Below are 25,914 nucleotides of genomic sequence, written 5' to 3' on the forward strand. Positions count from 1 at the left end.
AACTAATGGAAACTTGTTTTAGAAGACTTCACCCAGGTTGAAAAATAATCCATGAGAGCCATCGAAACCGAAGCCGTAATCGACGGAGAGATTTGTTCGTGAGACTTTGTTCATTTTAATCCGAATACCACCGCCTACGGCCGGAGCAATTTTTTCAAACTGGTTGGTGTTCTGCTCTGTAACAGATTGGGCATTGGCAAAAACCACTCCGCCCAGCAATCGGTCGTTGGTAATATGAAAACGGTATTCGGCTTCTGCATAGATGAAATTTTTTCCTCTAAACCTCCCCTGAATGAACCCACGACCTACGTTACCTGTGTTATCCCAACCTGTGCTAGGTAAATCCAAAAATGGTGGATCACCATTGAAGGTGAAGGCATTATAAGACCATAATGCCAGAATATTACCTGATTGTAGAGATATTGGAATATACTTTCGAGCTTCTAATAATAATGACTTGTAGGTATCGTCACTTCCTAAAAGCTCCATATTGGCTCTAAGTACAGCATTGAGATATAAGCCACCGCTTGGATTAATGGCATTACTTCGGTTATCGTAAAGCAAATGCAATGCAGGGCCTGATGAAACCGAACGCCCTTGAATACCAGACGAATAGCGGGAAATGCGTACTAATTCACGAACGCCATTAGGGCCTTCAACATAGCTGTCAATATTCCAATGTAAGTCTAGGTAATACCCAACACCGCCGTATAAATTAGGAGCTAACCGGCGTAGAAAACTCTGATAAAACCGGAAGTATGCGTAATCCATATTGATAATCCTATCGGTGGTAGTATACATACCGAGACCGTAGGTAGCCTGAGGATAGTGCATCAATCGCCAATCGTTGGTCCATAGGTAGCGATTGTTCCGACTCCAGATCTGCGAATTAGCCGTTAGAATTATCTGATTATTCTGGGTGTATGATAGCTGACCGCTTACTGACGACATATTGGCGCCTGGTTTTCGGAAAGGTGTATTTACTAATACCGCTACCAGTGCTTTGGTTTGTAAAGTATAGCCAATTTGCGGGATGACTAACAAAAAGCGTTTGCCTTCTTCCAGGTTCGACGAGTCATGTGGAGTAATATGTAAGCGCGGATACCATCGCTTTACCAGATCTGCAACATCGTGTAAACGGGGTACTGGTTGCGTATTTTTTACGGCCATCGTATCCACTAATGGCATCTGTGCCAGGCAACAGGTAATCTCCGATACACTTAACAGCAGGAAGCCCACAAACAAACGGGTAACGAGTTTCATGAGTGGGTTTATACGTGTTGCATAGGTTGATAAACAGTACTTTAAGGGGGCAATCGGGTACGCTCTTGAAGCTGTTCTACGCATACCCAAACGTAAAAAAACATCGGAATGTTGCAAGTACAAACGCAGGAGCGAAAAACAGAATCGGTCTAATAAGGTAAGTAGAACTCGATACTTATTGTTTGTGATAGTGCAAAAATACAGCTATCAGGCCCAATCTGAAATCCAGGTCGGGCTTTTCCGTTTTCAGAAAGCGTTTATCTATTCTTTTTTGTCGGCTATTAGTTCCAGAATTGATTTCCTGCTCTATGAGAATTTAATGACGTTTTTATCCCGACCTGTTGATATTATCTACATAGAGGATGGCAAAGTAAAGAAGGAAAACGTGCATGGTAGAATAAAAAGAATGGTTATTACGGAATAAAGAAACAATTTTCTGTGCTAAGATAAATTATTTTCTTTAATGTCAATTTGCAAAATATTCTTTGGGTAAACTATCCGTAAACCCATTTATTTCTGTATTTTTGGCCGTTAACCCAATCATCAACTCATCTATTTCATGTTTAAACCTCTCCTGACAGGGCTGCTCGCAGCCGGTTTGGCCTACTCCTCCATAGCTCAGACGACCTTTCCGGTAAATGGCGTTTACGACGAGCGACCGGGGCTATATGCCTTCACCAACGCAACCATTATTGTTGATCCGCAAACTACGTTACAGAATGCTACCCTACTAGTTCGTAATGGCCGGGTCGAAGCGGTTGGTACAGCTGTTAACGTGCCCGCCAGTGCCGTCGTTACTGATTTAAAAGGCAAACGGATTTATCCGGCACTCATTGACATTGATTCCGATTACGGAATGCCAGAAATTACCCGCACAGGTGGTGGGGGCGGTGGCCGTGGGGCTGGTGGAGCTCCTCAGTATGAGTCGAACAAAAAAGGGGCGTATTATTGGAATCAGGCCATCCAGCCCGAAAATGAAGCCAGTATATTGTTCAAGGCGAATCCGACCAAAGCAGATGAACTCCGTAAGCTAGGCTTCGGTGTCGTGTTGACACATGCTCACGACGGTATTGCTCGGGGAACTGGCTCACTGGTGACGCTGGCTGATGATCGCGAGAATTCGATCGTACTGAAACCTACTGTTACGGCCCACTATTCGTTCAGCAAAGGGACGTCGGGACAGCAGTACCCTAACTCGATGATGGGCGTGGTTGCCTTGCTACGTCAGGCCATGTACGATGCCGATTGGTATAAACGGGCGGGTAGTAAAGAGCAGGCAAATATGTCGCTCGACGCGTTGAATCGTACCCGTTCGCTACCGGCTATTTTCGAAGCGAATGATAAGTTAGGTATTGTTCGTGCCGATAAAATCGGTGATGAATTCGGGATTCAATATATTATACGTAGCTCGGGCGACGAGTATCAGCGTTTAGACGAGGTGAAAGCAACCGGAGCCTCGCTTATTGTGCCTCTCAATTTTCCTCAGCCGTATGATGTTGAAGATTCGTGGGATGCCGACAATGTATCACTAGCCGAACTCAAGCATTGGGAAATGGCGCCAATGAACGCCGGACGGGTTGCCGCAGCAAATATCCCATTTGCGCTAACAACGGCTGGCCTTCGGAATAAAGCCGATTTCTGGGCGAACCTTCGCAAAGCCATAGAAAATGGGTTATCTGAGCAAAAAGCACTCGAAGCATTGACAACCATACCGGCAAAGCTCATCCACGTCGAAGATATGGTAGGTACGCTGCAGAAAGGTCAGGTAGCCAATTTCCTGATCACATCGGGCAATTTATTCAGCGCCGATAATGTGATCTTTGAAAACTGGATGCAGGGGAAACAGTACATTGTTGCCAACAAGAACGCGGCCGATTTACGCGGAAGCTGGAATCTGACGGTAGGCAGTCAGAGCAATCTCAAACTGAACATTACTGGAAAAACGCCAGATAAGCCAGAATATCAGATTCTGGTGGACACGGTTAAAGTGACACCCAAAGTAGCCGTAGCAGGTGATATTATTTCGATTCAGGTTCAACTGGATAAACGCAGACCAGGTACGACTCGCCTGACAGGTTACCGCACGGGCACTACGATCAAAGGCGATGGCGAATCTCCAGATGGTAAAACCATCACCTGGTCGGCAGTTCGTGCGGGCGATGTTCCATCGTCAACAAGTGCGACGAGCTCAACAGCGCCTATCGCATCGGCGACAGCTACTACACCGGCCAGCAACACCGCAGCTACGTTACTTTATCCGTTTGTGGGAATGGGTAACCTGAAAAAACCACAGGCCGAAACGGTACTGATTCGGAATGCGACGGTCTGGACGAATGAAAAAGACGGTATTCTGGCTAATACAGATGTATTGGTTGAGGGGGGGAAGATTTCTAAAATAGGTAAAAGCCTAACCGCTCCAGCAGGGGTTAAAGTCGTTGACGGAACAGGCAAGCACCTCACCAATGGTATTATCGATGAACACTCACACATTGCGTTGCTGTCAATCAATGAAGGTGGCCAATCCAGCTCGGCCGAAGTTCGGATGTCGGACGTAATCAATCCTGACGACATCAACATTTACCGTCAGCTAGCAGGTGGCGTTACTACTTCGCAACTCCTGCATGGTTCGGCTAACGCGATTGGCGGACAGTCGGCCATTGTAAAACTCAAATGGGGCGAACCTGCCGATGGAATGCTGATCAAAGGTGCCGACGGTTTTATTAAGTTCGCGCTTGGTGAGAACGTAAAGCAAGCCAACTACCCAAACCCGAACGTACTGACCCGTTTCCCACAATCGCGGATGGGCGTAGAGCAGGTCTATATGGATCACTTCACACGGGCTAAGGAGTACGCAAAAGGATGGACTGATTACAACAAACTGGGCGCTAAAGAAAAGGCAACGGCAATTGCGCCCCGTCGCGACATTGAACTTGACGCACTGGCCGAAATTTTGGCTAAAAAACGCTTCATTACCTGTCACTCCTACGTACAGTCGGAAATTAACATGCTGCTGAAAGTGGCTGATTCACTGGGCTTTAAAGTCAATACGTTTACGCACATTCTGGAAGGCTATAAACTGGCCGACAAAATGGCGAAGCATGGTGTAGGTGGCTCGTCATTTGCCGACTGGTGGGCATACAAAATGGAAGTACATGATGCGATTCCGTACAATGCGGCTCTCATGCACCACCAGGGTGTAACGGTTTCTATCAACTCCGATGATGCCGAAATGGCCCGTCGTTTGAATCAGGAAGCGGCTAAAACCGTCGAATACGGTGGTGTGCCCGAAGAAGATGCCTGGAAAATGGTGACGCTCAATCCTGCCAAACTACTGCATTTAGACAGCAAACTTGGCAGCATTCGGGCTGGTAAAGATGCCGATCTGGTACTTTGGAATGCCCACCCATTATCTATTTATGCTCGCCCAGAAATCACAATGATTGAAGGTGCTACCTATTTCAGCCTGAAAGATGAAGATGCCAAACGTGACGCTGTACAAGCCGAACGTGCCCGGATTATTCAGAAGATGCTGACAGCTAAAGCGGGCGGTGCTTCGACCGTACGGCCAAACTTCCGGCGGGCACGTATGTGGCATTGCGAAGACGTAGAAGGAATGTTTGCAGAAGAGGAAGGGAAATAGACCGCGCGGGCGGCCCCGCCGGGATTTATCTGATTTAACTGATTTTCTTGATTTTGTTATCCTCTGCGTTCTTTGCGAATTCTCTTTAATCTCTGCGTTTACCATTAAAAACATGAAAAAACTACTCATACCTATACTTACCCTGGTCACGCTTACGAGCTACGGCCAGAATCCGGCTCCGGCTAAGCCGCAGACGAAGGCTATTGCGCTCACAGGCGGTACTGTGCACGTTGGCACCGGACAGGTGATTCCCAACGGCATTGTCCTGTTCAGCAATGGCGTTATTACAAATGTGGTGGATGGCACGACTGTTCGCCTGAACCTGAATGATGTCGAGGTGATCGACGTGTCGGGCAAGCACGTATATCCTGGCCTTATCTCGCCGGTATCGACGGTTGGTCTGCAGGAAACGGGTGCTGTTCGGGCTACGGTCGATATGCGTGAAATCGGCATTCTGAACCCAAATATCCGGTCGCTGATTGCGTACAATACCGACTCCGAAATTATTCCGACCATTCGGAACAATGGTGTGTTGTTTTCTCAGGCCGTGCCACAAGGAGGTACCATTTCGGGAAGCTCGAGCGTCATGATGTCCGATGGCTGGAACTGGGAAGATGCTGCATTAAAGAAAGATGACGGCATCTGGCTCAACTGGCCTACCTATTTGGCTCGTGATTTCAATTTTGAGGATTTCACAACCGTTGTTCGGAAAAACGAACGCCGTGCAGCGGCCATTGATGCGCTTCGGGCGACGTTTGCTGATGCCAAAGCGTATGCAGCTCTGTCAAATCCAACTCCGTTGAACCTCAAGCTGGAATCGATGCGTGGCTTATTTACGGGCAAACAGAATCTGTATATCCGCGCCGACTATGGTAAAGACATCATGGAGGCTGTTACGTTCGCAAAGTCAGTGGGTGTACCGAAAGTGGTGATCGTTGGAGGAGAAGAAGCACACCGCGTGGTTACGTTTCTAAAGGAAAACAACGTTCCGGTTATTCTGAGTGAATTACACCGATTGCCCAGTCGCGAAGATGAAGATGTCGATCTGCCATACCGGATGCCGGGCATTCTACAAAAGGCTGGCGTGTTAGTTGGTCTGAGCTATGCCGATGGCTGGTGGCGGACTCGTAACCTGCCGTTTCTGGCCGGAACAGCCGCTGGTTTTGGGGTAACGGATCGCGAAGAAGCGCTGAAAATGGTCACCTCGAATACGGCCAAAATTCTAGGCATTGACAACCTTGTTGGTACGCTTGAAAAAGGTAAACACGCAACGCTGTTCGTTTCGGCAGGTGATGCTTTAGATATGCGGACAAACGTTGTGGAACAGGTGTTTATTCAGGGCCGGAAGGTGAACCTGGATGATCGCCACAAGCGCCTTTACAAGACGTATAAAGACAAGTACGAGAATAAATAGTAACGAGAATAATGGCTGATTGATTTTTGTCATCCCGACGAAGGAGGGATCTTAGGGTTTCTTAACTCCCTAATAAGGGTGGTTTAAGATCCCTCCTTTGTCGGGATGATAAAAAAGCTTACAATTCACGTTAATCCCTTTTATAAGCCCGTAAAGGCTGTTGGTTAATGCCGAATAACAACGTATTCCCGATTGGCAATACAGCCCGTACATCACCCGTTAGTTGAAACCCTGCCTGTTGCTGTGGCACTGCAAGGAAATTTCCCTTTCCATCACCCCGCAAGAGTAAACCATAATTCGCATCGGATCGACCGAACCGTAGACGGGCTTGTGCTGTATTGCCACACAGAAGTAGATCTTTTCGTCCGTCCTTATCATAATCCAGCGCCGTTAGTGTAAAAATAGGAGCTTCCTGAACAGCTAATGGTAATGGCTTTTCTGCGAATTTGCCAGATGGCGTACTCAGAAATAGGCTGGTTTTTAGCTGGTTGGCAACCAACTTATTCGATCCTTCTAATTGTTCCTCAGTAAACACATCGGCTAGCGTAGCATTCGAATAACTATCGTAGTTGGTGAACTTATGGCGAAGCATGCCTAGTTGCTCAAGCAGTTCGTCGCGGGTGGCATGGGGGTAGCTTTTCCCTTGTACGTACAGACATAGAATAGGGTCTATTTTGCCGTTTTTATCGAAATCCTTGTAAATCAACTCGGCAGGTTCCTTATCACTGGCGCGACATTGAGTATTCAGTCCCTGATTTCCCACTACTAAGTCTGGCCGACCATCGCCGTTGAGGTCATCGACCAGCAGCTTGTTCCACCAACCCCGCGATTCTTTGTCGAAATATGCCTTTGTCTGATCAGTTAAACCAGCTCCCTTGTCGAAGCCGAGTACCGTTATGGGCATCCATTCACCAACGATCACTAGTTCAGGTTTACGGTCGGCATTGAGGTCAATCCAGGCGGCATCGGTGACCATGCCTAGCGTGGAGAGCATAGGTGCTAGTTTGGCTGTCTGATCGGTGAATTTCCCATGACCGTCGTTAATGAGCAGGAAGCTCTTTGGTGTTTCTGGATAACGACCCGGCACCACCCGGCCACCGACGAACAAATCAGGCTGCTTATCACCATTAACATCGGTGACTCGTACACAGGCTGCACTGGTATTCAGAACGGGCAATGCATTTGGACTTTTGGTAAAATTCCCTTTGCCGTCATTTAGATACAGACGATCCTGCAAGCGCGGATCATCAAGAGCCAGGTTGCCATAACCACCGCTGCATACATAGAGATCAGGAAATCCGTCGGCATTGGCGTCGAAGAAAATGGCGTCGGCATCATTGCTTAATTTGTCGGCTTCAAAAGCGGGCTGGACTTTTCGACTGAATTGATTACCAGTTTGCTGGATAAATAAGGCTCCGGCTTGCTCTATACTTCCGCCCACATATACATCCTCAAGCCCGTCGCCATTCACGTCGGCTTTGGTTAGACACGGCCCATTAAATGACTGCGCATTGACCAAAAGTGTTTGCCGTTTAAAATCGTTGGTTTTGTTGATCGGGTCGGCAAAAACGACTGGCGTTTTGATTTCCTGAAATAGGGAAGGGGCAACCTTAGGCGTCTGGAAAGTTGCCTGCGCATTTTTCTCTTGTAAAGCCAGCAGTTGATCCGCTTTAACATTGGTCAGCAACTGCTGCTTCCCTGTTGGCCAAACCACTCGAAGCGAATCAATTGCCGAATCTTCGCCTAACCCAAAATGCAGCCGGGGCGACATGCTCGACTGATAACCGCGCGTAGGCATCTGCTCAACGTACTGTTGCTTGCTCTTGCGATAGAGTGTTAACTTGGCACCCACTCCCTGTGTGTTCGCTCCTGCTCCTTCCAGCTTTACAGTCAAATAGTGATGATGGAGTTCCTTATTGGTTTCGTTCTGAAAAATAAAGGCTGGCTGGTTTGTATTATTAACCACGAGGTCTAAATCCCCATCGTTATCCAAATCGGCGTAGGCGGCTCCTGTACTGTTGGAATGTTGCGTTAATCCCCAGGCCGAGCCAACATTGGTAAATGTGACTTCTCCCGAAGGATCACCACCCCGATTTCGGAACATATAATTCACGACGTTGGAGGAAGGGATTTTATGAACGAGCTCCAGTACATCTTCGCGCCGGAAATTTGTCGGGCGATTTTTCATGTAGTCGGTCATATATTTCAGGAAATCCAGGTTCGTATAGTCGCGAACATACCCATTGGTAATGTAAAGGTCTTTCCAGCCATCATTATCATAATCGGCAAGTAGGGGAGACCAACTCCAGTCGGTATTGGAGATACCCGCCATCTGACCCACTTCGGAGAATAAAGGTGCCGAGCTTGATGCATGGCGCGCGGCAGCTCCCTGCTCCTTGCTCCCTGCTCCCGAGCCCCATGATCCTTCGTTAATCTGAAGCATGTTCCGCATGTGCTGGTAATGAAAACCCGATTGCACACTAAGGTCAAATTTTTCGTAATTGTCGGGAGCCATGAGCAGTTTCTGCCGACGGTTGTCCTCGGGAAGCATATCGAGTGTCAGAATATCTGGGCGACTGTCGTTGTTCACATCGGCGACATCGTTACCCATCGAAAAATTGGATATGTGACGAACGCTGGCGCTGAGCTGATTCGTAAACACTGGACCACCAGATCGACCGCCCTGATTGTTGATGTAGAGATAATCTGGGACGCCGTAATCATTGGAGATATACAAATCTGGCCATCCATCATTATTGAGGTCTGATACGCCGACTCCCAGCCCATAACTCAGTACCGAACTACTTAAACCTGATTGTTCGGTTATGTCTTCAAACCGATTTTCGGTATTCTTCAGCAATCGAACCCCAATCTCCGGATTGGGTTGTTTCATGATAGCCGCAGTCGCTTGGGGATCGAGGATGGGCAACAGACGGGGATTATGATTGAGTAAAAATAGGTCGAGGTCACCATCCCGATCATAATCGAAAAAAGTAGCCTGCGTGCTCTGCCCTGGTCTGTCCAAACCATACTGGGCCGTCTGTTCAGAAAAATGTGGAATGCCCTGGGCATCAGGCCCATCGTTGATGAAGAGTTGAGGAATACGTTTTTGAGGAGGTAAACTGCCTGAATAGCAGACAAATAAATCAAGTCGACCGTCGCCGTTGACATCAGCCATCGAAGCCCCCGTACGCCAGGGACCTTCGCGTCCGGCGACACCAGCGGTTGCTGTTACGTCGGTAAATTTCAAGCCTCCTTTATTGATGTACAACTGGTTTGGCACCATATTTCCGCTGAAGAAAATATCTTCCAGACCATCGCCATTCAGATCTCCGACAGCCACACCCCCACCATTGTAGAAATACTCGTACATCAGTACGTTTGTATTCAGCCCTTCGGTCAGGTTGTTGGAGAACGTGACCCCAGTTTGTTCGGGTGATAATGACGTAAAAAGGGGAGGGCCACTAGCCTCATTAGGTTCGTTAGCTTGGTCAGACGTATGACAGGCAACTACCGAAACCAAACTGACAAGGGTAAACAGACGCGTAATCGTTTTCACGTAATCCGGGTTTATGAGAAATTAGCTAAAACTAAACTAAAAAATGCCAGTACCCGTAAGCACTGGCATTTTTTAGTTAAAAGCATTTCTGCTGGATTATTAATAACCGGGGTTCTGAATCAGTTTATTGTTCCGGTTAATTTCGTCCCGACTGATGGGCAGGAAGTAGACTTTATCATCCCATTTCCGGTTTTCTTTACCAGTCCCTAAATCCTGCGCGCTATAAGTATAATCGTAATTGTCTTTGCTATACTTATAGGTTGTCACCGACTTTCCTGCTTTCAGCTTACCTGTAATCGTGATAATCTGAGCCTGTTTTCCTAAAGCAGTTGGCGCAATCATCCAGCGTCGAACGTCGTAGAAACGCTGCTCTTCAAACAGCATTTCGATGTTTCGTTCGTTCTGATAGCGTGCTACGAGTGCTGCACCAGATTCTGTAATGGCAGGCATACCTACACGGAAACGAATAGCGTTGATCCACTTTTTGGCCTCAGCTTCCTGCCCCAGCGCGATACAGGCTTCAGCATAGTTGAAGACCACTTCTGTAAAGCGAATCTGAATAGAAGGTACTTCCTGACGAATATTCATGTCCACCAACGTTGGGTCTGGGTCCATAAATTTCCGAATACCGTAGCCTGTCCAGGTGCCGTTCCAGTTCTCAATCGTACTGTTACGTGTATCTAATCCATTGTATGGAGTAACTGCACCACCGCCAGTTCCAACTTCGTATTGACCCATTTGAATCTGACCCGCTGGGTCGATACCTGCGCCATCGGCTGTACGAGGTTTCCACTGAGCACCATCATACAGAATAGATACATAGAAACGAGGGTCACGATTCTCGTAAGGAGCAGCTGCCTGAGCTGGATTTTTCCAGTCGAACTTTGTTCCATCCATCATTTCGTAACTGTCAACCAGATTCTGAGTCGGTTCACTTGACGTCCAGCCGTGGTAACCATTCGGCATGTTGTTACGGGGATACCAGGAAGCCCAGTCGTCGTAAGAAGTACGAATGTTATATTTCAGGAAAATTCCATCCGCTTCGCCACCGTTGCGTGATAAAAACAGGTTAACATAGTTCGCCTGCCCTTCGGTTGCCGTAACGGGTGCTGTCAGATTCAGTTTATAACCGTACTGGTTTAGATCCATAACAGCTTTGGCTGCGTCCTTAGCCTTCTGCCAACGAGCTGTGCGATCGCCACTCACGTAACCCAGTAGTTCTGGATTGGCAAAGCCAGCAATTACAGTCGATTTAGATTTGGCCGTCGGAATATCGTGCAGATCGCTGGCAGCATACAACAGTACGCGGGCTTTGAGCGCCATGGCAGCGCCCATCGTAGCACGACCACTTGTCAATGTCTTACCTTTCAGTAAGACAGAGGCTGAATCCAGATCGCTTACGATAGCATTTACACATTCTTCGTAGGTATTCCGGGAGATGGTAAACGTCGATTCGTCCAGCGTATAGGCTGATTTAATAATCGGAATTGCTCCATAATAGCGAAGCAGTTGATTATGATAATAAGCCCGCAGAAAATACATTTCACCTTTCATCCGATCGGCAATACCGCTACTGTTGTTGAATTTAGGTTTCGCTAAATTGGCCAGGGCAATATTGGCAGCCCGGATGCGAGCATACATAGCACTCCACTCCGTCATGACAGGGATGTCCCCTAAATTGGACGGACTCACGGTCGACTCATTAACCGACTGTTTACCGAAGCTATACAGTGCATTGTCGGTTTGACAGTCGAAATTCATCTGGCTCAGAATACCATCCCGAAGGCCATTGTAGACATCCGTTACGAAAGACTCAGATAGGGATGCATCAGCCCAGACCGCATCTCCCGATACCTTATCGAGCGGTTTGGTGTTCAAAAAATCGGTATTACAGGCTGCCATCGTTACGCCTATGACCAGGCCGAACGACAGACACTTTATTATATAGTTCATACTATGCTGATTGATCGTTTAGAAACTAACAGATAACCCCGTGTTAATAACCCGAGACTGGGGATAGTACTGCGCGCTGCTGCTGGTCGACTCAGGATCGAACAGACCCTTCATTGCAGGGGCGTAAGTAGCCAGATTTAGCCCATTTACGTAAACCCGCAGGTTGTTTAACCCGACTTTGTTGGCGATTGTGCTTGGTAATGTATAGCCCAATTCAACATTCTTCAGACGTACATAGTCGGTGCTTTTCAGCCAGTAGCTGGTTCCGTTCGAAAAATATTGATTGCTCCGGTCAACAATACGTGGATCGACTGTGCTTGGGTTATCGACTGTCCAGCGGTGATCGTAGCTGTATTGAAGGAAGTTGCCGATCGTGCCCGACTCCGTTTGAAGGAAGATTTGACCACCAGTCGATGCCTGAACAAGCACACTAAAGTCGAAACCTTTGTAACGCAGACTAGCATTGAAACCACCCTGAAAACGAGGCTGATTGTTCCGGTCGGCCCGTACTCGGTCGTTTCCGTCAATCTTACCGTTTCCGTCGATGTCCTTAAGCCGCATATCGCCAGGACGTAATAAGCTGGCACCTACACCGGTGTAATCCACTTTGTTAGCATCGATCTCGGCTTGGGTTGAGAAAATACCATCATATTGGTACATCAACGTTCCGTTCTGCTGATTAGGGTCGTTAACGTTGCTTGGGATAGGCTTACCAGTCGAACGTTGCCATTCTGGCGCACCTGGTGTTTCGTCCCAGAAGGTAATGGTGTTCTTGGCATAACCGCCGTTTACACTCACGCTATATTTCAGGTCGCCCGCCTGACCATTGTAACCAACCCGGAATTCGTACCCTTTGTTGGTAACTTTACCAATGTTTGTGGCGGGTAGGGTAGCACCAGTCGTTTGAGGGATAGAAGCACTTTTCCGCCATAAGATATTCGACCGTTTGTTCTGGAAGACGTCAAATTCGAAGAAAATCTTGCCGTTCAGTGCTGATCCTTCCAAACCAATATCTGTATTGTTGGCTACTTCCCAGGTGAGCGCCTTATTTGGTACGCCATTTTCATAGAGTGTTGGTACAACCTGGTTACCCGTTACATAACCCCAGGTCGAATTCGCTACGTCGCCATATGCGTAGGTTGGCAAGTAGTCATATTCACGCAAGGTATTGTTGAAGTATACCTGATCGTTCCCCAATTGACCCCATGATGCCCGAAGTTTCAGTGAGCTGATAGCAGGAAGGCCCTTCTTGAAAAAATCTTCTTCCGAAATACGCCAGCCCGCCGATACGCCAGGGAAGAAACCCCATCGGCTCGATGCTGGGAACATATACGAAGCATCGTATCGCCACAGAAATTCGGCAAGGTATTTTTCTTTGAAGTTGTAACCTGCCCGACCGAAATAACTCATCCGAGCCCGTTCCCAGGCAGCGGTTGTGTTACTGTTTTTCTCAGCATTACCACCCGCAAATAACTGGTCGATAGCGGTAGAGGCAAAGTACTTGCGATAGCCTGAGAACCCGTTCGAGTTCGACTGTTCTTTGGTAATACCCGCCAGTACAGTTATGGCGTGATTGCTCCCGAACACATGGTCGTACGTCAAAATACCGGACAACAGCGAATTCAGCTGGTCGTTCGTATATTGATTAAGCGTTGCCTGTGCTGGGCCTTTCTGTACTGGTTGCAGTATCGGCTGTTTGTTCGCATCGTAGGAGGTATAATCCCAGCTGTAAACGGTCCAGGGTGTTTGCCAGGTTTTGCCTTGTTGTATGTATTTATCAAGGGCAACACTACCGGTCAATTTCAAACCTGGAATCCAGGGGTTAGTGATGTTTACGCTGGCATTGCTTTGCAGGTAATAGCGTGTATCTCTATCGTAACCTGTAGCGTTGGTCGTGATTAACACCGGTTGCTGACCATTCTCAATGTCAGGAGCTGGCTGACCACTAGGCCAGTAAGCTGGCTTATTAGGATATCCCCGCATCAGCATCCGGAAAATAGAACCCGGATCTACTGTTGGGTTAAACCGGTTTTCCTGACGACCTACTATACCAATAACGGTACTGATGTACTTGCTAACTTTAGCGTCCAGATTCATGCGGAAGTCATACTGCTTATAGCCCGTTGCCGAGTTTTTATAGTAGCCATCCTGATTCTGATAGTTCACCGATGTCAGGTATTTAATATTTTCGCTACCACCTACCAATTGCAACGTGTGACGCGACTGAGGAGACCATGTTTTCAGTGTTGAGCCAAACCAATCGGTATTGGGATGTCCCCAGGGGTCCGAACCGTCCTGATATTTCTTAAGGTCATCAGGTGTAAAAGCAGCTTTGGCAACCGACTTGTCGTCGGGCCGGGTGTAGCTACCTGTAGCCGCAAAAGCAGCCGAAGCATCTTTCCAATACTGCGAAGGCAGGTTATACACGTTTATTTCATTGTTCAATTGAGCATATTCAGCCGCCGTTGCCATTTTAGGAATGACGGTTGGCTGGCTAAAACCCTGATTGAAACTGTAGGATAACTCAGGCTTGCCACTTTTGCCGCGCTTGGTCGTTACCAGAATAACGCCATTAGCCGCCCGCGAGCCATAAATAGCAGCCGAAGCATCTTTCAGAACAGACATGCTTTCGATATCGGCTGGATTCAACCGGTCGATACCCCCAGCCCGAGCTGGTACACCATCGATAACGATCAGGGCATCCGTATTACCTAATGTGTTTGAACCACGAATCCGGATTGCAGCACCATCATTTCCGGGTTGACCACTAGAGTTGGTGGCAATAACACCTGGCATCCGACCCGCAATTGAGTTAGTCAGGTTCATCGCTGGCGACTTGATCAGATCAGATCCTTTTACAGTTGCTACGGCTCCCGTTACGGTTTCTTTCTTCTGCTCGCCATACCCTACTACAACGACTTCGTTCAGCATTTTGTCGTCTGAAGCGAGGGTAACGTTAATCGAATTTCGGCCTGTCGCTGCGATTTCCTGGGTTACATACCCTATGTAGGAAAATACCAGCGTTTCGTTACCCCTTGCTAAGTTAAGGGTGTAATCACCAGTCGCAGATGATACCGTACCAGTTGTTGTACCCTTTACAACAATACTGACCCCTGGTAACGCTAAGCCCTGCGCATCGATCACTTTGCCAGTTACTTTCGATTGAGCAATGGCCCCAATCGAGCAAAAAAGGCTGAATAGAAACACAGAACAGAACGCGATTCGCCTGAGCTGGATCGTGTTTGTCGGGAAGTTATCTCCTTGTAGAAAGAAGATCTTCTGATGGGTAAATTGTTTTTGCATAAGCTTTAACCTCTATTTAATTGGATTAACAAAAGCTTAAAGCAAAATACTTAAGTCTTTATACTTAGCCGATTTTACCCTTTTATTACTATTTTTTGATGAATTAGGACAGCTGGTAAAATATTTTAAAAAGCAAATAAATAATTGAAAAATCTTTATTGGTTACTTGTAGCCTAATAGGCAAAAAAAAAGCGCGATGTTAATCAGCCCCCACCTATGCAGGTAGCGGCTGATTCTTATTAAGTGGCATCAATAAGATTACAAAAAAATAAAGAATTTTCGAGGGAAATAGCCAGCGTACTTATCGGCCATCTTTGTCATCGTTGCTGATCTTTTTACCCTTTTTACCGCCCCCAGCATTCATTTGCCCAAATCGCCATTCGAATGTGAGTCGAACCGAACGACGGATAAAGTAATAAGTAGACTCCGACTCAAAAGTTGGGGCTGACTGCCGGTTAGTCTGGCTTACCCCGCGTATGAACGGGTTATTAAGCCCCAAGGTTAAGCTAGCCTGTTTGTTCATAAACTCACGTTTGGCTGAAATACTGTGCCAGTAAAAACCGGTATTGGTTCCCTGTAAACTAATCCAGCCTGAGCTATAATTACCATTCGCCTGGAGGGTGTAGTTTTGCGCTAGCTTGTAGCTGGTGTTCATATTGACACTCCAGACGAGTCCGCTGTTACCCTGATTAAGTGCCGGGCTGAACAGATCTACATAGCGAATATCACCCCCTCCATTCAAATTCCAGTTTTTAACGGGTTGACTGCTTAGGTTTACGTTTAGCCCCATGGCTTTCCGCTGAGCGATGTTCTGCGGCTTACTGGTAGAAATTCCGGCTGCATCAACCGTTGAGATATAATCGATGGCATTGTTGGTCAGCCGCCAGTACAGTGCCGAATTCACCGATAGCCCCTTCTTCGTACTTACATTGTAGGAAAGTTCGGTGGCGTGACTCAACTCAGGATTGAGGTAAGGGTTGCCAGTCTGGATATTTTTTGGATCACTCTGATTAAGCCAGGGATTCAAAGACCAGATCATAGGCCGCTGGATACGCTGAGTGTAGCTTATCTTCAGGGTATGGGATTTAACGCTTTTAGATAAGGTAATGCTTGGAATCAAATTCGTGTACTCACTGGCCAATTTGGTTTGAGTGGTAAAAAAATCACCCTTGATATTGGTATGTTCAAAGCGCGCTCCGGCATTCAGACTCCATTTTCGTTTTGTATCAATCCGCAAAGCGGTATAGCCCGAATAAATCCGTTGGGTATAATTGAAATCATTTGACTGAGAAGAATCGGCTACCAGTGGACTTTGTCCATCCAGCGACTGCGTAACCCGGTATTCGCTTCCAATGTCGCGTAGAATACTTTTAGCGCCTACTTCGAGTTTGATACTGGTTGTGTCTTTTCGCCCATATATTGTAAACGGATGGGTGTAGTCAGTTTGAAAGGTGTATTCTTTATTGCGACTATAGTTACTGCTATGCTGGCGATAGATCAACGATTCGGATGTAGAATACCGATCTGTATCGTAAAAGTAATTATCGGGCATTAGGCTGAACTGGGTTAGCAGCGAAAACTCCTGACCCGGCTTTTTGAATGATTTCGTATAGCCCAAATCAAGTTGGCCGTTGCCATAGGGGTTACTGAATTGAATGTCATTTCGAAAGGCTTGCAGTTCATTCCCCGCCGGATTTGTCAGCCGGTTCTGCACACTACTGTTATTGGGGTAATGACCTCCCCAAACGTTGGCGGCAAAATTGAAATGATTCGTTGAATCAGGGTCATAATCAATACTCATTTCGCCATATCCACCCGTACCGGTATTGTCGGCAGTACTAGTCTGGGTTAGGATACTCAGTGGCTGGCTCGGCCCGTCACTACTCGGCATCAGATTGGTTCGCACCGATTGGCTTTCCCGTCTATTCCGAAACTGGTAGCCGTTGGCAGAAAGCGAAAGACCGAACTTCTTCTTCTTCAGATTCAGCGTAGTTCCAACTCCCCGGTTTAAATTACCCGCCGTAACCGAAGCGGAGCCATTAAACCCCTGAAGGGCTTTCTTCGTGATAATATTAATGACTCCGGCAGAACCTTCTGCATCGTATTTGGCACCAGGGCTGGTAATGACTTCGATGGATTTTATGACATTCGCGGGCATTTGGCGTAGTGCATCAGCCAAGTTTCGTGCCATCATGGCCGAGGGTTTGCCATTGATAAGCACCTTGATATTTCCGTTACCCCGCATTTGTACATTGCCATCCATATCAACGCTCAGAGTTGGTACTTTTCGGAGAACATCGGCAGCTGTACCGCCGGCATTCGAGATGTCTTTTTCGGCATTATAAACCAGGCGATCACCTTTGTCTTCAACGATTGCTTTTTGACCAGCTACAGTTACTTCACCCAGTGTTTTTCCCTCCGCAGCAATCAGAATTGGACCCAGTTGAACGGACGGGTGCTCCGTCGTTAGGGAGACCGGAAGATTTTTGGTTTTGTATCCCACGAATGACACAACTAACCGATAATTACCTAATGGCAAATTGGGTAATACAAAGGTGCCAGCTCCGTCGGTGGTGGTGCCGGTAAGAAGTTTAGTTCCGTCCATCAGGGCAACTGTGGCAAAAGGAACGGATTTAGTCGTTGTAGAGTCGGTGAGCGAACCGGTGAGCTTACCAGGGTTGAGGGCTTGAGCAAGGGCACTAGCAATCCCGACGCCAAGCAGGAGCAGCGTGAAAAGATGTTTCATCGAAAAGTAAAATCAGAAAGAAGAACCTGTTAGGTGCGAGCAGCCAAGGCAGCAGGAGTTAAATTTTGGTGAGTAACGGAACGTGTAATCCGGTTTTACGCGTCTCCGTTAATTTTGAATTAAAGATGGAGATGGATCTACGTATGTTGCATCCGTCGTTAAAATAAGTTGTCTATCGGGCAAATCAGTTGATGGGATGAGGTGGCGTAGGTTCATTATCCCTCCGAAGACGACTTAGTCAGGGAAATATTACAGATCCATGTAATTTTTATTTATGACCTGGCCTTGCCAGCTGGTTAACTGGCTTATTTCAGGTGTTCATCGAGAAGTAAGCTGCTCTGCTCAGTGACTTTTATAAGCTATTCACGGCTTTTAGTGTAGCCTCATAATTCGGCTCCAGCATTTGATCGGCGACGTACTCTGCGTACCGAATCTGGTCTTGCTGATCAATAACAAACACGGCCCGTTGCAATAAGCGCCATTCTTTCAAAAGTACTCCATATGCCTGGCCAAACTGCTCACTGCGGTGGGCTGATAACGATTGATGGTTGACCCCTTCGAGTTGGTGCCAACGAGCCTGCGCAAAAGGCAGGTCCATACTAATGCTATAAAGAATCACATTGGCCGGTAAATCGGCACTCAACGATTGCCAGCGGTGGGTTTCTATCTGGCATACGGGCGTATCGATTGAGTTGACCACATTCAGCAGACGTATTTTTCCGGCAGAATCGGTTAACCGAACCTGTTCCATGGCCGAAGTGGCAGGGTTAAAATAATCTAGTTCGAAGGCTGGGGCTGGCTCACCCGGATGCAGTTGGCGACCTACAACGGTCAAAGCTTCGCCCAATTCAAAGGCTTCGTTGATTCGTTCTTCCATGACCGAAAGGTAGCAGAATTCCGATAAATTCTCAATTCAAACTGACAACCACGAAGGGGAGAGGTGAGGATATTTACCGGCGAACAAACACGCCCTGTTATGCCTGATTTTGATTATCGTATCCTGTTAGTGAATACTTACGCGGCTTTTAACGCACGAGCCATTGATGAAGTTCTGACCACTATGCATCCTGATGTAGACTGGCCAAATGGCTGGGAAGGAGGCCGCGTAATTGGTCACGAAGCCGTGCGCGACTACTGGACCCGTCAATGGGCAGTTCTGGACCCAAGGGTTGAGCCGCTTCGGTTTGAAACCGATCCCATAGGACACATCGTAGTGGATGTCCATCAGGTTGTTAAAGATCCGTCAGGCAGTATTCTGTCAGATGGAATGGTGCAACATGTTTACCAGTTTGAAGATGGCCTGGTTAGGCGAATGGACATCAGGCACATCTGATGAGGATTCTATTGAGTCCGTTTAATTCGGGTGGCGACTTCAATAGCAGGGTTGCCACCTACGGGCACGTAGTAATAATCCGCCTGACTGTTGTCGCTATTATAAAATTGGAAGGCGTCTTTTAATGAACCCAAGTTAGACGAGGGGCGAGGTGTTAGATATACGTTGAACGTGTATTTGCCCTGACCATTCGGAACGCTGACAATGTACGCTTTCGGATACGAACGATTCTCACCGGGCGAAAAGCCATCATTGGGCGTTGCCTGTATATCAACCTGAACGGTGTCTTTCGTAATCCGCTTAATTTGTAACGTAAATGTCTTGCCGTTTATAGGATATGGCAAAGGGGTTGAATTGCCTCTGTAGGTAAAGGCGGTATAATTACCCTGCAAAATACTGGCTGGATCGGCAGCAGGATCGTCTTGTTTGCAGGCTGCGCAAGTCAGTACGGCTAAACAAAACAGGATAGATTGCTTTTTCATAAGGCTAACGGTTAAGGCTTTAACCAATGACTTTCCGACTCACAAAAAGTTTTGTTTTTATTGGCTTTTTAATTTCAGTTAAATGAGGATTAATAGAACGCAGATTTTTGTAATGACCATAACCGATCATAAAAATCTGCGTTCTATTGATTTAGTTTTGAATAACCGGAAACTGGGCAATACGTAGAGTCGTGCACCCGTAAGGCACCAGAATAACCTCCTCTTCCTGTTCAGCTTTCAGGTTATAGATAGGGCTGTAAGGAATCGGCCCCGTCATCTCGCTATACAGTTGCCAGAACGGAATGCGCTTGGCTTTTAGCCGAATTTCAGACGGTGCATTTTCCAGATTCCAGGGATAATTGGCTACGGATTCTTTTTGAGTCACCTTAGCGGTTTGCGGCAGTTTCGTATCCGATACGTCTAGCAAGCCGTAGTTCCAGGGCGTTGTAGGACGCACTTCCGTATATTGATTTCCGTAGGCAATTGGATCTTTTTCGTTCTGGACGGTCTTCCACTCTTCGCCCATTTTCAGCGCGTAGGTTAGAGGTCCCCGCTCTACAGAGACCGAGTTTTCGTGCCACTGGTTTTTGAAAACGTGCATGGGTAAACGTAGCTCGACGACATCGCCCGATTTCCAGGCCCGATTCAGGACCACAATCTGATTTCCAACTGACGTTTTAACCGGCTGACCATTCACCGAAATAGTTGCTTGTTTGCACCAGGCTGGAATCCGTACGTGGAAAGGAAACTTGATGGTGTTTACAGACTTATCAGTTGTCAGCGTAAACCGAATTAGTTCATTAAACGGGTAGGTCGTTTCTTCGGTGAACGTCACTTCGTTTCCACCTGCTACGTACGCTTTCACCTGGCTAGGAGAATAAACCAATGCGGCTAAACCCTGATCGGCGGTAGCGTACCACAGACTTTGGGTAAACTTCGGCCAGCCCTGGTGCATATTGGACGTACAGCAAGGATAGCCGGTTAGTAAACCCACGCAACCATCGGTACCGCCATGATTCTGATCGAAGTTTCGTACATGCCGGGTGAGCATAACCTGATTGGCCTGTTGGAAATACTGACGCCCCATAAAATCGTCGCTTACCTGAGCAGGCAATGCATTAAAGGCGATTTTTTCCAACTGATCGGCAAAAGAAACGTTGCCAGTAATGCCAATCATGCTTTCCAGACTAAACATCATCTCCACCGCCGTGCATAGCTCTGAACCCTGAGTCGGGTTATTGCCATGCAGGGCTTCGTCGCCCCCATATAAACCGTGCGCCATACCGTTATAATGGCGAATATCGGCGAGCCCTTTTTTTACTGCTTCCAGGTATTTTGGTTCAGCATGTTGCTGGTAATAAATCAACGGTTCTTTAATACCCTGCGCCAGATTGACGCAATGAATGCTTCCGGGTTGCGAGAGCATATTGGTATGCAGAAAGCCGTTGGTATAATCGAAAGTTTGTTTGTGAAGCAGATCGGCCAGCTTGAGTAGGAATGCATCGCCGGTCTGGTTATAGAGCCAGTAGACGATCATCAAATTGTCGCCAGCTCGATAGCGTGCCCAGAATGTCCAATGGTCGAGCGGAAATGTAGGTAACTGCTGCAATTGATACTTGAAGTAGTTGGTCATCAGCTTAATTACTCGTGGATCGCCAGTGGCTGAGTGATACTGCTTCAGGATTTTAAGCATCACCATTTTGGGCCACCAGTCCTGGCAGTTGTCACGTTGTAAGCCTGCTTCGTGTGGGTAATCGGTCAAAGGGCCGAAGTATCCATTCGGTTGCTGACTATTGATGGCCCAGTCTACCCAGGGTTTCGTTTTGGCAATCAACTCCTTGTCATCCAGCAGATAGGCGAGGGGCAATAGCCCGTCTATCCAATAGGGGCCGCGTTCCCACTGGTCTCCATCTCCACCGAGCCAACCATTTCGTTTGCCCATAACCGACGGATAAAGTTCATCGAGCCTGCCGGAAGCTCCGGTTTTTTGCCTTAGAAGCATTTCCTTAAGCCAACCCTGCGCTTTGATCGCTCCCAGCGGTAATTCGATATAGGGATTGGGGCGGAGAGGCTTTCGATTGTTCAGGTAAGTTCGGGAAAGGACAGGTTTGCTTACCGATTGAGGTTGGGCACTCGCGTGGATGGCCGTGACTAAGCCAATCAGACACAACAGGGTTAGGCGCATAAATGGGTAAAACCAAGGTTAATCGTTGCCCATATTGGGTACGTAAAGAACAGCAAAGAAATAGGATAAGGTTATACTACTGATTAAACGCGAGAAGAGATTACTTGTACCGTTGGGTACAACCTACGACCGTTCGGGAGAAAAAGAAATGCATAAGTTAACTTTTTTACTTATTTACATATGGATGGGTGATTCATGTTACTGAAGTGGGTTGGGTAGACATAATGAGCTAGTATGCGAGTCATCATAATTACTGTTTCTATACTAAGTGTGTTGGTTGTCCATATAGCCAGGTCGCAGAGCCCAGTTAATGGTACTGGGAATCTTAGTTCAGGTGGCCGAACCCGCACGTTCTCCTATCATTTACCGACCAATATCCCCAAAGATAATCTGGCACTCGTCATTGGTTTCCATGGCGATGGCGGAACTGGGGCCGGATTTCAGGCGTATGCGGGCCTGGATGCACTTGCCAATGCACAGAATTTTATCACTGTTTATCCCGATGCCGTAACTGTCGGCGGGAGCATTCAATTCAATAAATACGCCGATACAGCACCCGGATTTGGTAAAGCAGGCGATACAAATGGGCCGAATCCTCCCGATCCCAATGCACCCGACGACGTTCTGTTTACAGCTGATCTCATCGATTATTTCGCGCAGAAGTACCGCATCAATCGGAATCGAGTGTACGTGACCGGGCACTCAGGAGGTGGGTATATGTGCTATTTCCTGAGCATGACGTTACCGAACAAAATCGCGGCTTTTGCACCGGTTGCGGCTAGTTTGTGGGGAAATAATGCGTATCTGAACACGTATTTTTCGGCTAATACCTACACCCCTGTTCCCGTTTTGCATATCCACAGTAAAGGCGATCCTACGGTCGATGCGCCGATTATTCCTTACCCGAAAACACCCGCTTATGTATGGCCGCTATCGAACTACTCGGGCTTAAATTGTACGAACTGGAGCTCCTACACAACAACGGCCTTTAATCCAAATGTAGACTCGTTAACTTTTTGTGGATCAGGTAAAAAGGTTATCCTGCTCATGACGAAAGATGCGACGCATGGATGGAGCTCCCAGTTCAATGTGGCACAAACGATTTGGAATTTCGTTAAAGGATACCAACTAAACAGTTACCCTGAAATTGATAACCACCTGAAAGTTGATCAGTTTGGCTACTTGCCTCTGGCTAAGAAAATTGCCGTTATTAGTGGCCCACAAACGGGCTACAATGCAGCTGAAACGTTTACCCCATCCAGCTATTATCAAATCCGTAAAACAAATAATGATGCTGTAGTTTTCCGAGGAGCACCCGTGGCCTGGAATGGAGGGACTACACATACGCAATCGGGCGACAAAGCCTGGTGGTTCGATTTTTCGGCTGTTCAGGAAGCGGGCCAATATTATGTCTATGATTCGCTTCAGCGTAAACGCTCTTACACATTTGAGATCAGCAATACGGTCTACCAACCCGTGTTGAAACAGGCTGCCCGTGTTTTCTTCTATCAACGGAGTGGTTTTGCTAAACAAACACCCTACGCAGAAACACCCTGGACTGACGGTGCTGCCTTTCTGGGCGCTCAACAGGATACTGATTGTCGGCTGGTGAGCAATACGGCAGCGGCTACCTCGCTGGATTTACAGGGGGGCTGGTTCGATGCAGGCGATTACAACAAATACGTACCGTTTACCTATGGCCCTCTTGTCGATATGTTACTGGCCTATCAGGAAAATCCCGCAGCCTGGACCGATGATTTCAACATCCCGGAATCAGGGAATGGCATTCCCGATTTACTGGACGAAGTAAAGTGGGAACTCGACTGGTTGCGTCGTATGCAACAACCCAATGGGTCGCTGCTTCATAAAGTATCGGTGACGGACTTTAGCGCGACTTCACCACCCAGTGCGGATACACACCCTCGACGCTACGGAGCAGCCAGTACAGATGCCACCGCCACAGGTGCCGCCGTATTTGCGCTGGCAGCTATTCAGTTTAAATCGTTGAGTAATCCGCAGATGCAGACCTATGGGAACACCCTGCAAACCGCGGCCATCAAAGCGTTCAACTGGGCAGACACTAACTCGGCAGTACTCTTTAACAATACGGGTTTCCAAAGTGTGGCGGCTACATACGCCGATCATGATCGGCTGGCACGACGAGTAGCCGCAGCTGCTTTTCTATATGTGCTCACCGGCGATAATACATACAGGATGTTTTTCGATGCGCATTATAATCAGATTCACCTGATTCAGTGGGGATTTGCTTATCCGTTTGAGGCTACTTATCAGGATGCGTTGCTGTATTATGCCCGTGCTCCGGGTGCTACGACCAGCGTTAAAAACGCGATTTTATCTGCCTACACAACTAGCCTTAAAACGAGTAACAGTGATAATTTGCCCGCTTATCTGAGTCAATCGGATGCCTATCGCGCTTTTCTGAAAAACGATAATTATACCTGGGGCAGTAATGAAACGAAAGCTCACCAGGGAAATATGTTTTTTTCGATGAATACCTATAGTCAGGATGCTGTCAACAAAACGAATTATCGAGATGCAGGCATGGGTTTTATTCATTACCTGCATGGCGTGAATCCCACTTCCTATTGTTACCTGACCAACATGAGTGCTTACGGGGGTGAATTTTCGGCTCCAACAATGTATCATTCCTGGTTTGGTGATGGAACCGTCTTCGATTTTAATCCGCCACCGGCTTACCTGATGGGCGGGGCCAACCCAACCTACACGCCCGATGCGGCTTACTCGGGGCCAGTGATTAGCCCACCGCAAAACCAGCCGATCCAGAAATCCTACAAAGCCTGGAATACAAGCTACCCCGAAAACTCATGGCAACTTAATGAGCCAGCCATTTATTCGCAGGGAGCTTACCTTCGACTACTTGCTCAGACGATGTGTTATACCGATATGATAACCAGCGTAAAATCAGGCAATTGGAATGATGCAACGACTTGGACATGCGGACGAGTCCCGTCGATTACAGACCGTGTTTTGATCCAACAAAGTCATGTCGTTATAGTCGATATGGTCGTCAACGCCAAAAAGTTGGAACTGAAAGGAAAGCTTACGTATATAAACGGCGGAAAGCTTAATCTAGGAAACTGACAACCAACGGCAATAGCTATCCATGCGTAGCCACGATGTCTGGCGTCTCTGCTACTTTATCGATAAGGTCAATTTTTGAAACCGATACAACCAACGTTGCCAGGGCATTTTTAGAACGTTCGTCAACCATCAACACCCAATCTGTTTTGTCAACTCGATGCGTTTTATGTCCGATAGGGTTGTGAACGGTGGCATTGGTAGCCTCCCGACGGGCTAGTGTCATATTGATGGTATCCCCTTCTTTAAACGTAGGTACAAAGCTGAAATAGCCATCAGCAATCACCTTCCCTGATTTGTTTTCAGATGCGGACTCAAAAAAGATAACTTTCAGATTTTCGGATTGACTGGCCATTTGTATGTAGTGAAATTAAGGATGCTAACACTTACCTAACTGCCTAAACACGTTAAATGTTATGGGTATCCGTTCAATCTGCCTTGCCCGAAGGTAATCCGATGAATTAATATTGATGCGCTGGTTTTTGCAAAACAGCCGCAATCAGCGTACTTTTGCGGCTGAAAAATGGTCCCGTAGCTCAGCTGGATAGAGCATCTTCCTTCTAAGAAGGCGGTCATTGGTTCGAATCCAATCGGGATCACATTGAAAAAAAGCTAGTTAACTTATTTGTTGACTAGCTTTTTTGTTTTAGGTACAACAAATGATATGTGTCCTGGCTAATATGGTGGTTATATGCTACATCTTTAACTAACCGAAAATTTAACCAATACATTAAAGAATTAGGTGAAAAGGCTGATTTTCAATAGCTATGGCCAACGATTTGCAGTTTGATAAATTGGGCTATCTGACCCCCTATAGCGCAATAACAACCAATATAGAAACGCTTGAAAGAATATTTGTAGATGGATTTATAGATTCGACTACCCGCCGAAACTTGTTCGATGCCTATCAACAGTA

The 25,914-nt window shown here is 47.2% G+C and carries 13 protein-coding genes and 1 tRNA gene; 5 read left to right on the forward strand and 9 right to left on the reverse strand.

Going from position 1 to position 25,914, the window contains the following annotated elements; genetic code table 11:
* Positions 1–18: 18 nt before the first annotated feature.
* Complete coding sequence (locus GO755_RS28880; protein WP_157588846.1) at positions 19–1,263, reverse strand: BamA/TamA family outer membrane protein; 1,245 nt, start codon at positions 1,261–1,263, stop codon at positions 19–21.
* A 559-nt stretch (positions 1,264–1,822) separates the two neighbouring features.
* Between GO755_RS28880 and GO755_RS28885 the strand changes: the two genes are divergently transcribed.
* Together GO755_RS28885 and GO755_RS28890 are read left to right on the forward strand one after the other, a co-directional pair.
* A complete protein-coding gene (locus GO755_RS28885; RefSeq protein ID WP_157588848.1) occupies positions 1,823–4,903 on the forward strand; it encodes an amidohydrolase family protein in 3,081 nt (1,026 codons plus the stop codon).
* 112 nt (positions 4,904–5,015) lie between these two features.
* Positions 5,016–6,317, forward strand: coding sequence for an amidohydrolase family protein (locus GO755_RS28890; protein ID WP_157588850.1), 1,302 nt, complete (start codon positions 5,016–5,018; stop codon positions 6,315–6,317).
* 130 nt (positions 6,318–6,447) lie between these two features.
* On the opposite strand, the gene GO755_RS28895 is transcribed toward GO755_RS28890, so the two are convergent.
* The 5 genes from GO755_RS28895 to tpx all read right to left on the reverse strand — a co-directional run bounded on the left by GO755_RS28895 (position 6,448) and on the right by tpx (position 18,755).
* A complete protein-coding gene (locus GO755_RS28895) occupies positions 6,448–9,876 on the reverse strand; it encodes a VCBS repeat-containing protein (RefSeq protein ID WP_317165972.1) in 3,429 nt (1,142 codons plus the stop codon).
* 99 nt (positions 9,877–9,975) lie between these two features.
* Complete coding sequence (locus GO755_RS28900; protein WP_157588852.1) at positions 9,976–11,829, reverse strand: RagB/SusD family nutrient uptake outer membrane protein; 1,854 nt, start codon at positions 11,827–11,829, stop codon at positions 9,976–9,978.
* A gap of 18 nt (positions 11,830–11,847) precedes the next feature.
* Complete coding sequence (locus GO755_RS28905; RefSeq protein ID WP_157588854.1) at positions 11,848–15,132, reverse strand: SusC/RagA family TonB-linked outer membrane protein; 3,285 nt, start codon at positions 15,130–15,132, stop codon at positions 11,848–11,850.
* A gap of 301 nt (positions 15,133–15,433) precedes the next feature.
* The gene (locus tag GO755_RS28910) at positions 15,434–17,878 is read right to left on the reverse strand and encodes a TonB-dependent receptor domain-containing protein (RefSeq protein ID WP_157588856.1); all 2,445 of its coding nucleotides are present in this window, start codon (positions 17,876–17,878) and stop codon (positions 15,434–15,436) included.
* A gap of 352 nt (positions 17,879–18,230) precedes the next feature.
* Positions 18,231–18,755, reverse strand: a complete 525-nt coding sequence (tpx, locus tag GO755_RS28915) for a thiol peroxidase (protein WP_157588858.1) — start codon at positions 18,753–18,755, stop codon at positions 18,231–18,233.
* Between the two features lie 99 nt (positions 18,756–18,854).
* On the opposite strand from tpx, the gene GO755_RS28920 reads away from it, so the two are divergent.
* The gene (locus GO755_RS28920; RefSeq protein ID WP_157588860.1) at positions 18,855–19,211 is read left to right on the forward strand and encodes a nuclear transport factor 2 family protein; all 357 of its coding nucleotides are present in this window, start codon (positions 18,855–18,857) and stop codon (positions 19,209–19,211) included.
* 8 nt (positions 19,212–19,219) lie between these two features.
* Here the strand turns inward: GO755_RS28920 and GO755_RS28925 are convergent, their stop codons facing one another.
* A complete protein-coding gene (locus tag GO755_RS28925; protein ID WP_157588862.1) occupies positions 19,220–19,693 on the reverse strand; it encodes a hypothetical protein in 474 nt (157 codons plus the stop codon).
* A 151-nt stretch (positions 19,694–19,844) separates the two neighbouring features.
* Complete coding sequence (locus tag GO755_RS28930) at positions 19,845–21,878, reverse strand: beta-L-arabinofuranosidase domain-containing protein (protein WP_157588864.1); 2,034 nt, start codon at positions 21,876–21,878, stop codon at positions 19,845–19,847.
* 234 nt (positions 21,879–22,112) lie between these two features.
* On the opposite strand from GO755_RS28930, the gene GO755_RS28935 reads away from it, so the two are divergent.
* Positions 22,113–25,001 (forward strand): glycoside hydrolase family 9 protein, encoded by a 2,889-nt coding sequence (locus GO755_RS28935; RefSeq protein WP_157588865.1) that lies wholly within the window; start codon positions 22,113–22,115, stop codon positions 24,999–25,001.
* 16 nt (positions 25,002–25,017) lie between these two features.
* Here the strand turns inward: GO755_RS28935 and GO755_RS28940 are convergent, their stop codons facing one another.
* Positions 25,018–25,353 (reverse strand): hypothetical protein, encoded by a 336-nt coding sequence (locus GO755_RS28940; RefSeq protein WP_157588867.1) that lies wholly within the window; start codon positions 25,351–25,353, stop codon positions 25,018–25,020.
* Positions 25,354–25,523: 170 nt separating this feature from the next.
* Between GO755_RS28940 and GO755_RS28945 the strand changes: the two genes are divergently transcribed.
* Positions 25,524–25,597, forward strand: a tRNA-Arg gene (locus GO755_RS28945).
* Positions 25,598–25,914: the final 317 nt, after the last annotated feature.

Source organism: Spirosoma arboris (assembly GCF_009754945.1).
Lineage (GTDB): Bacteria > Bacteroidota > Bacteroidia > Cytophagales > Spirosomataceae > Spirosoma > Spirosoma arboris.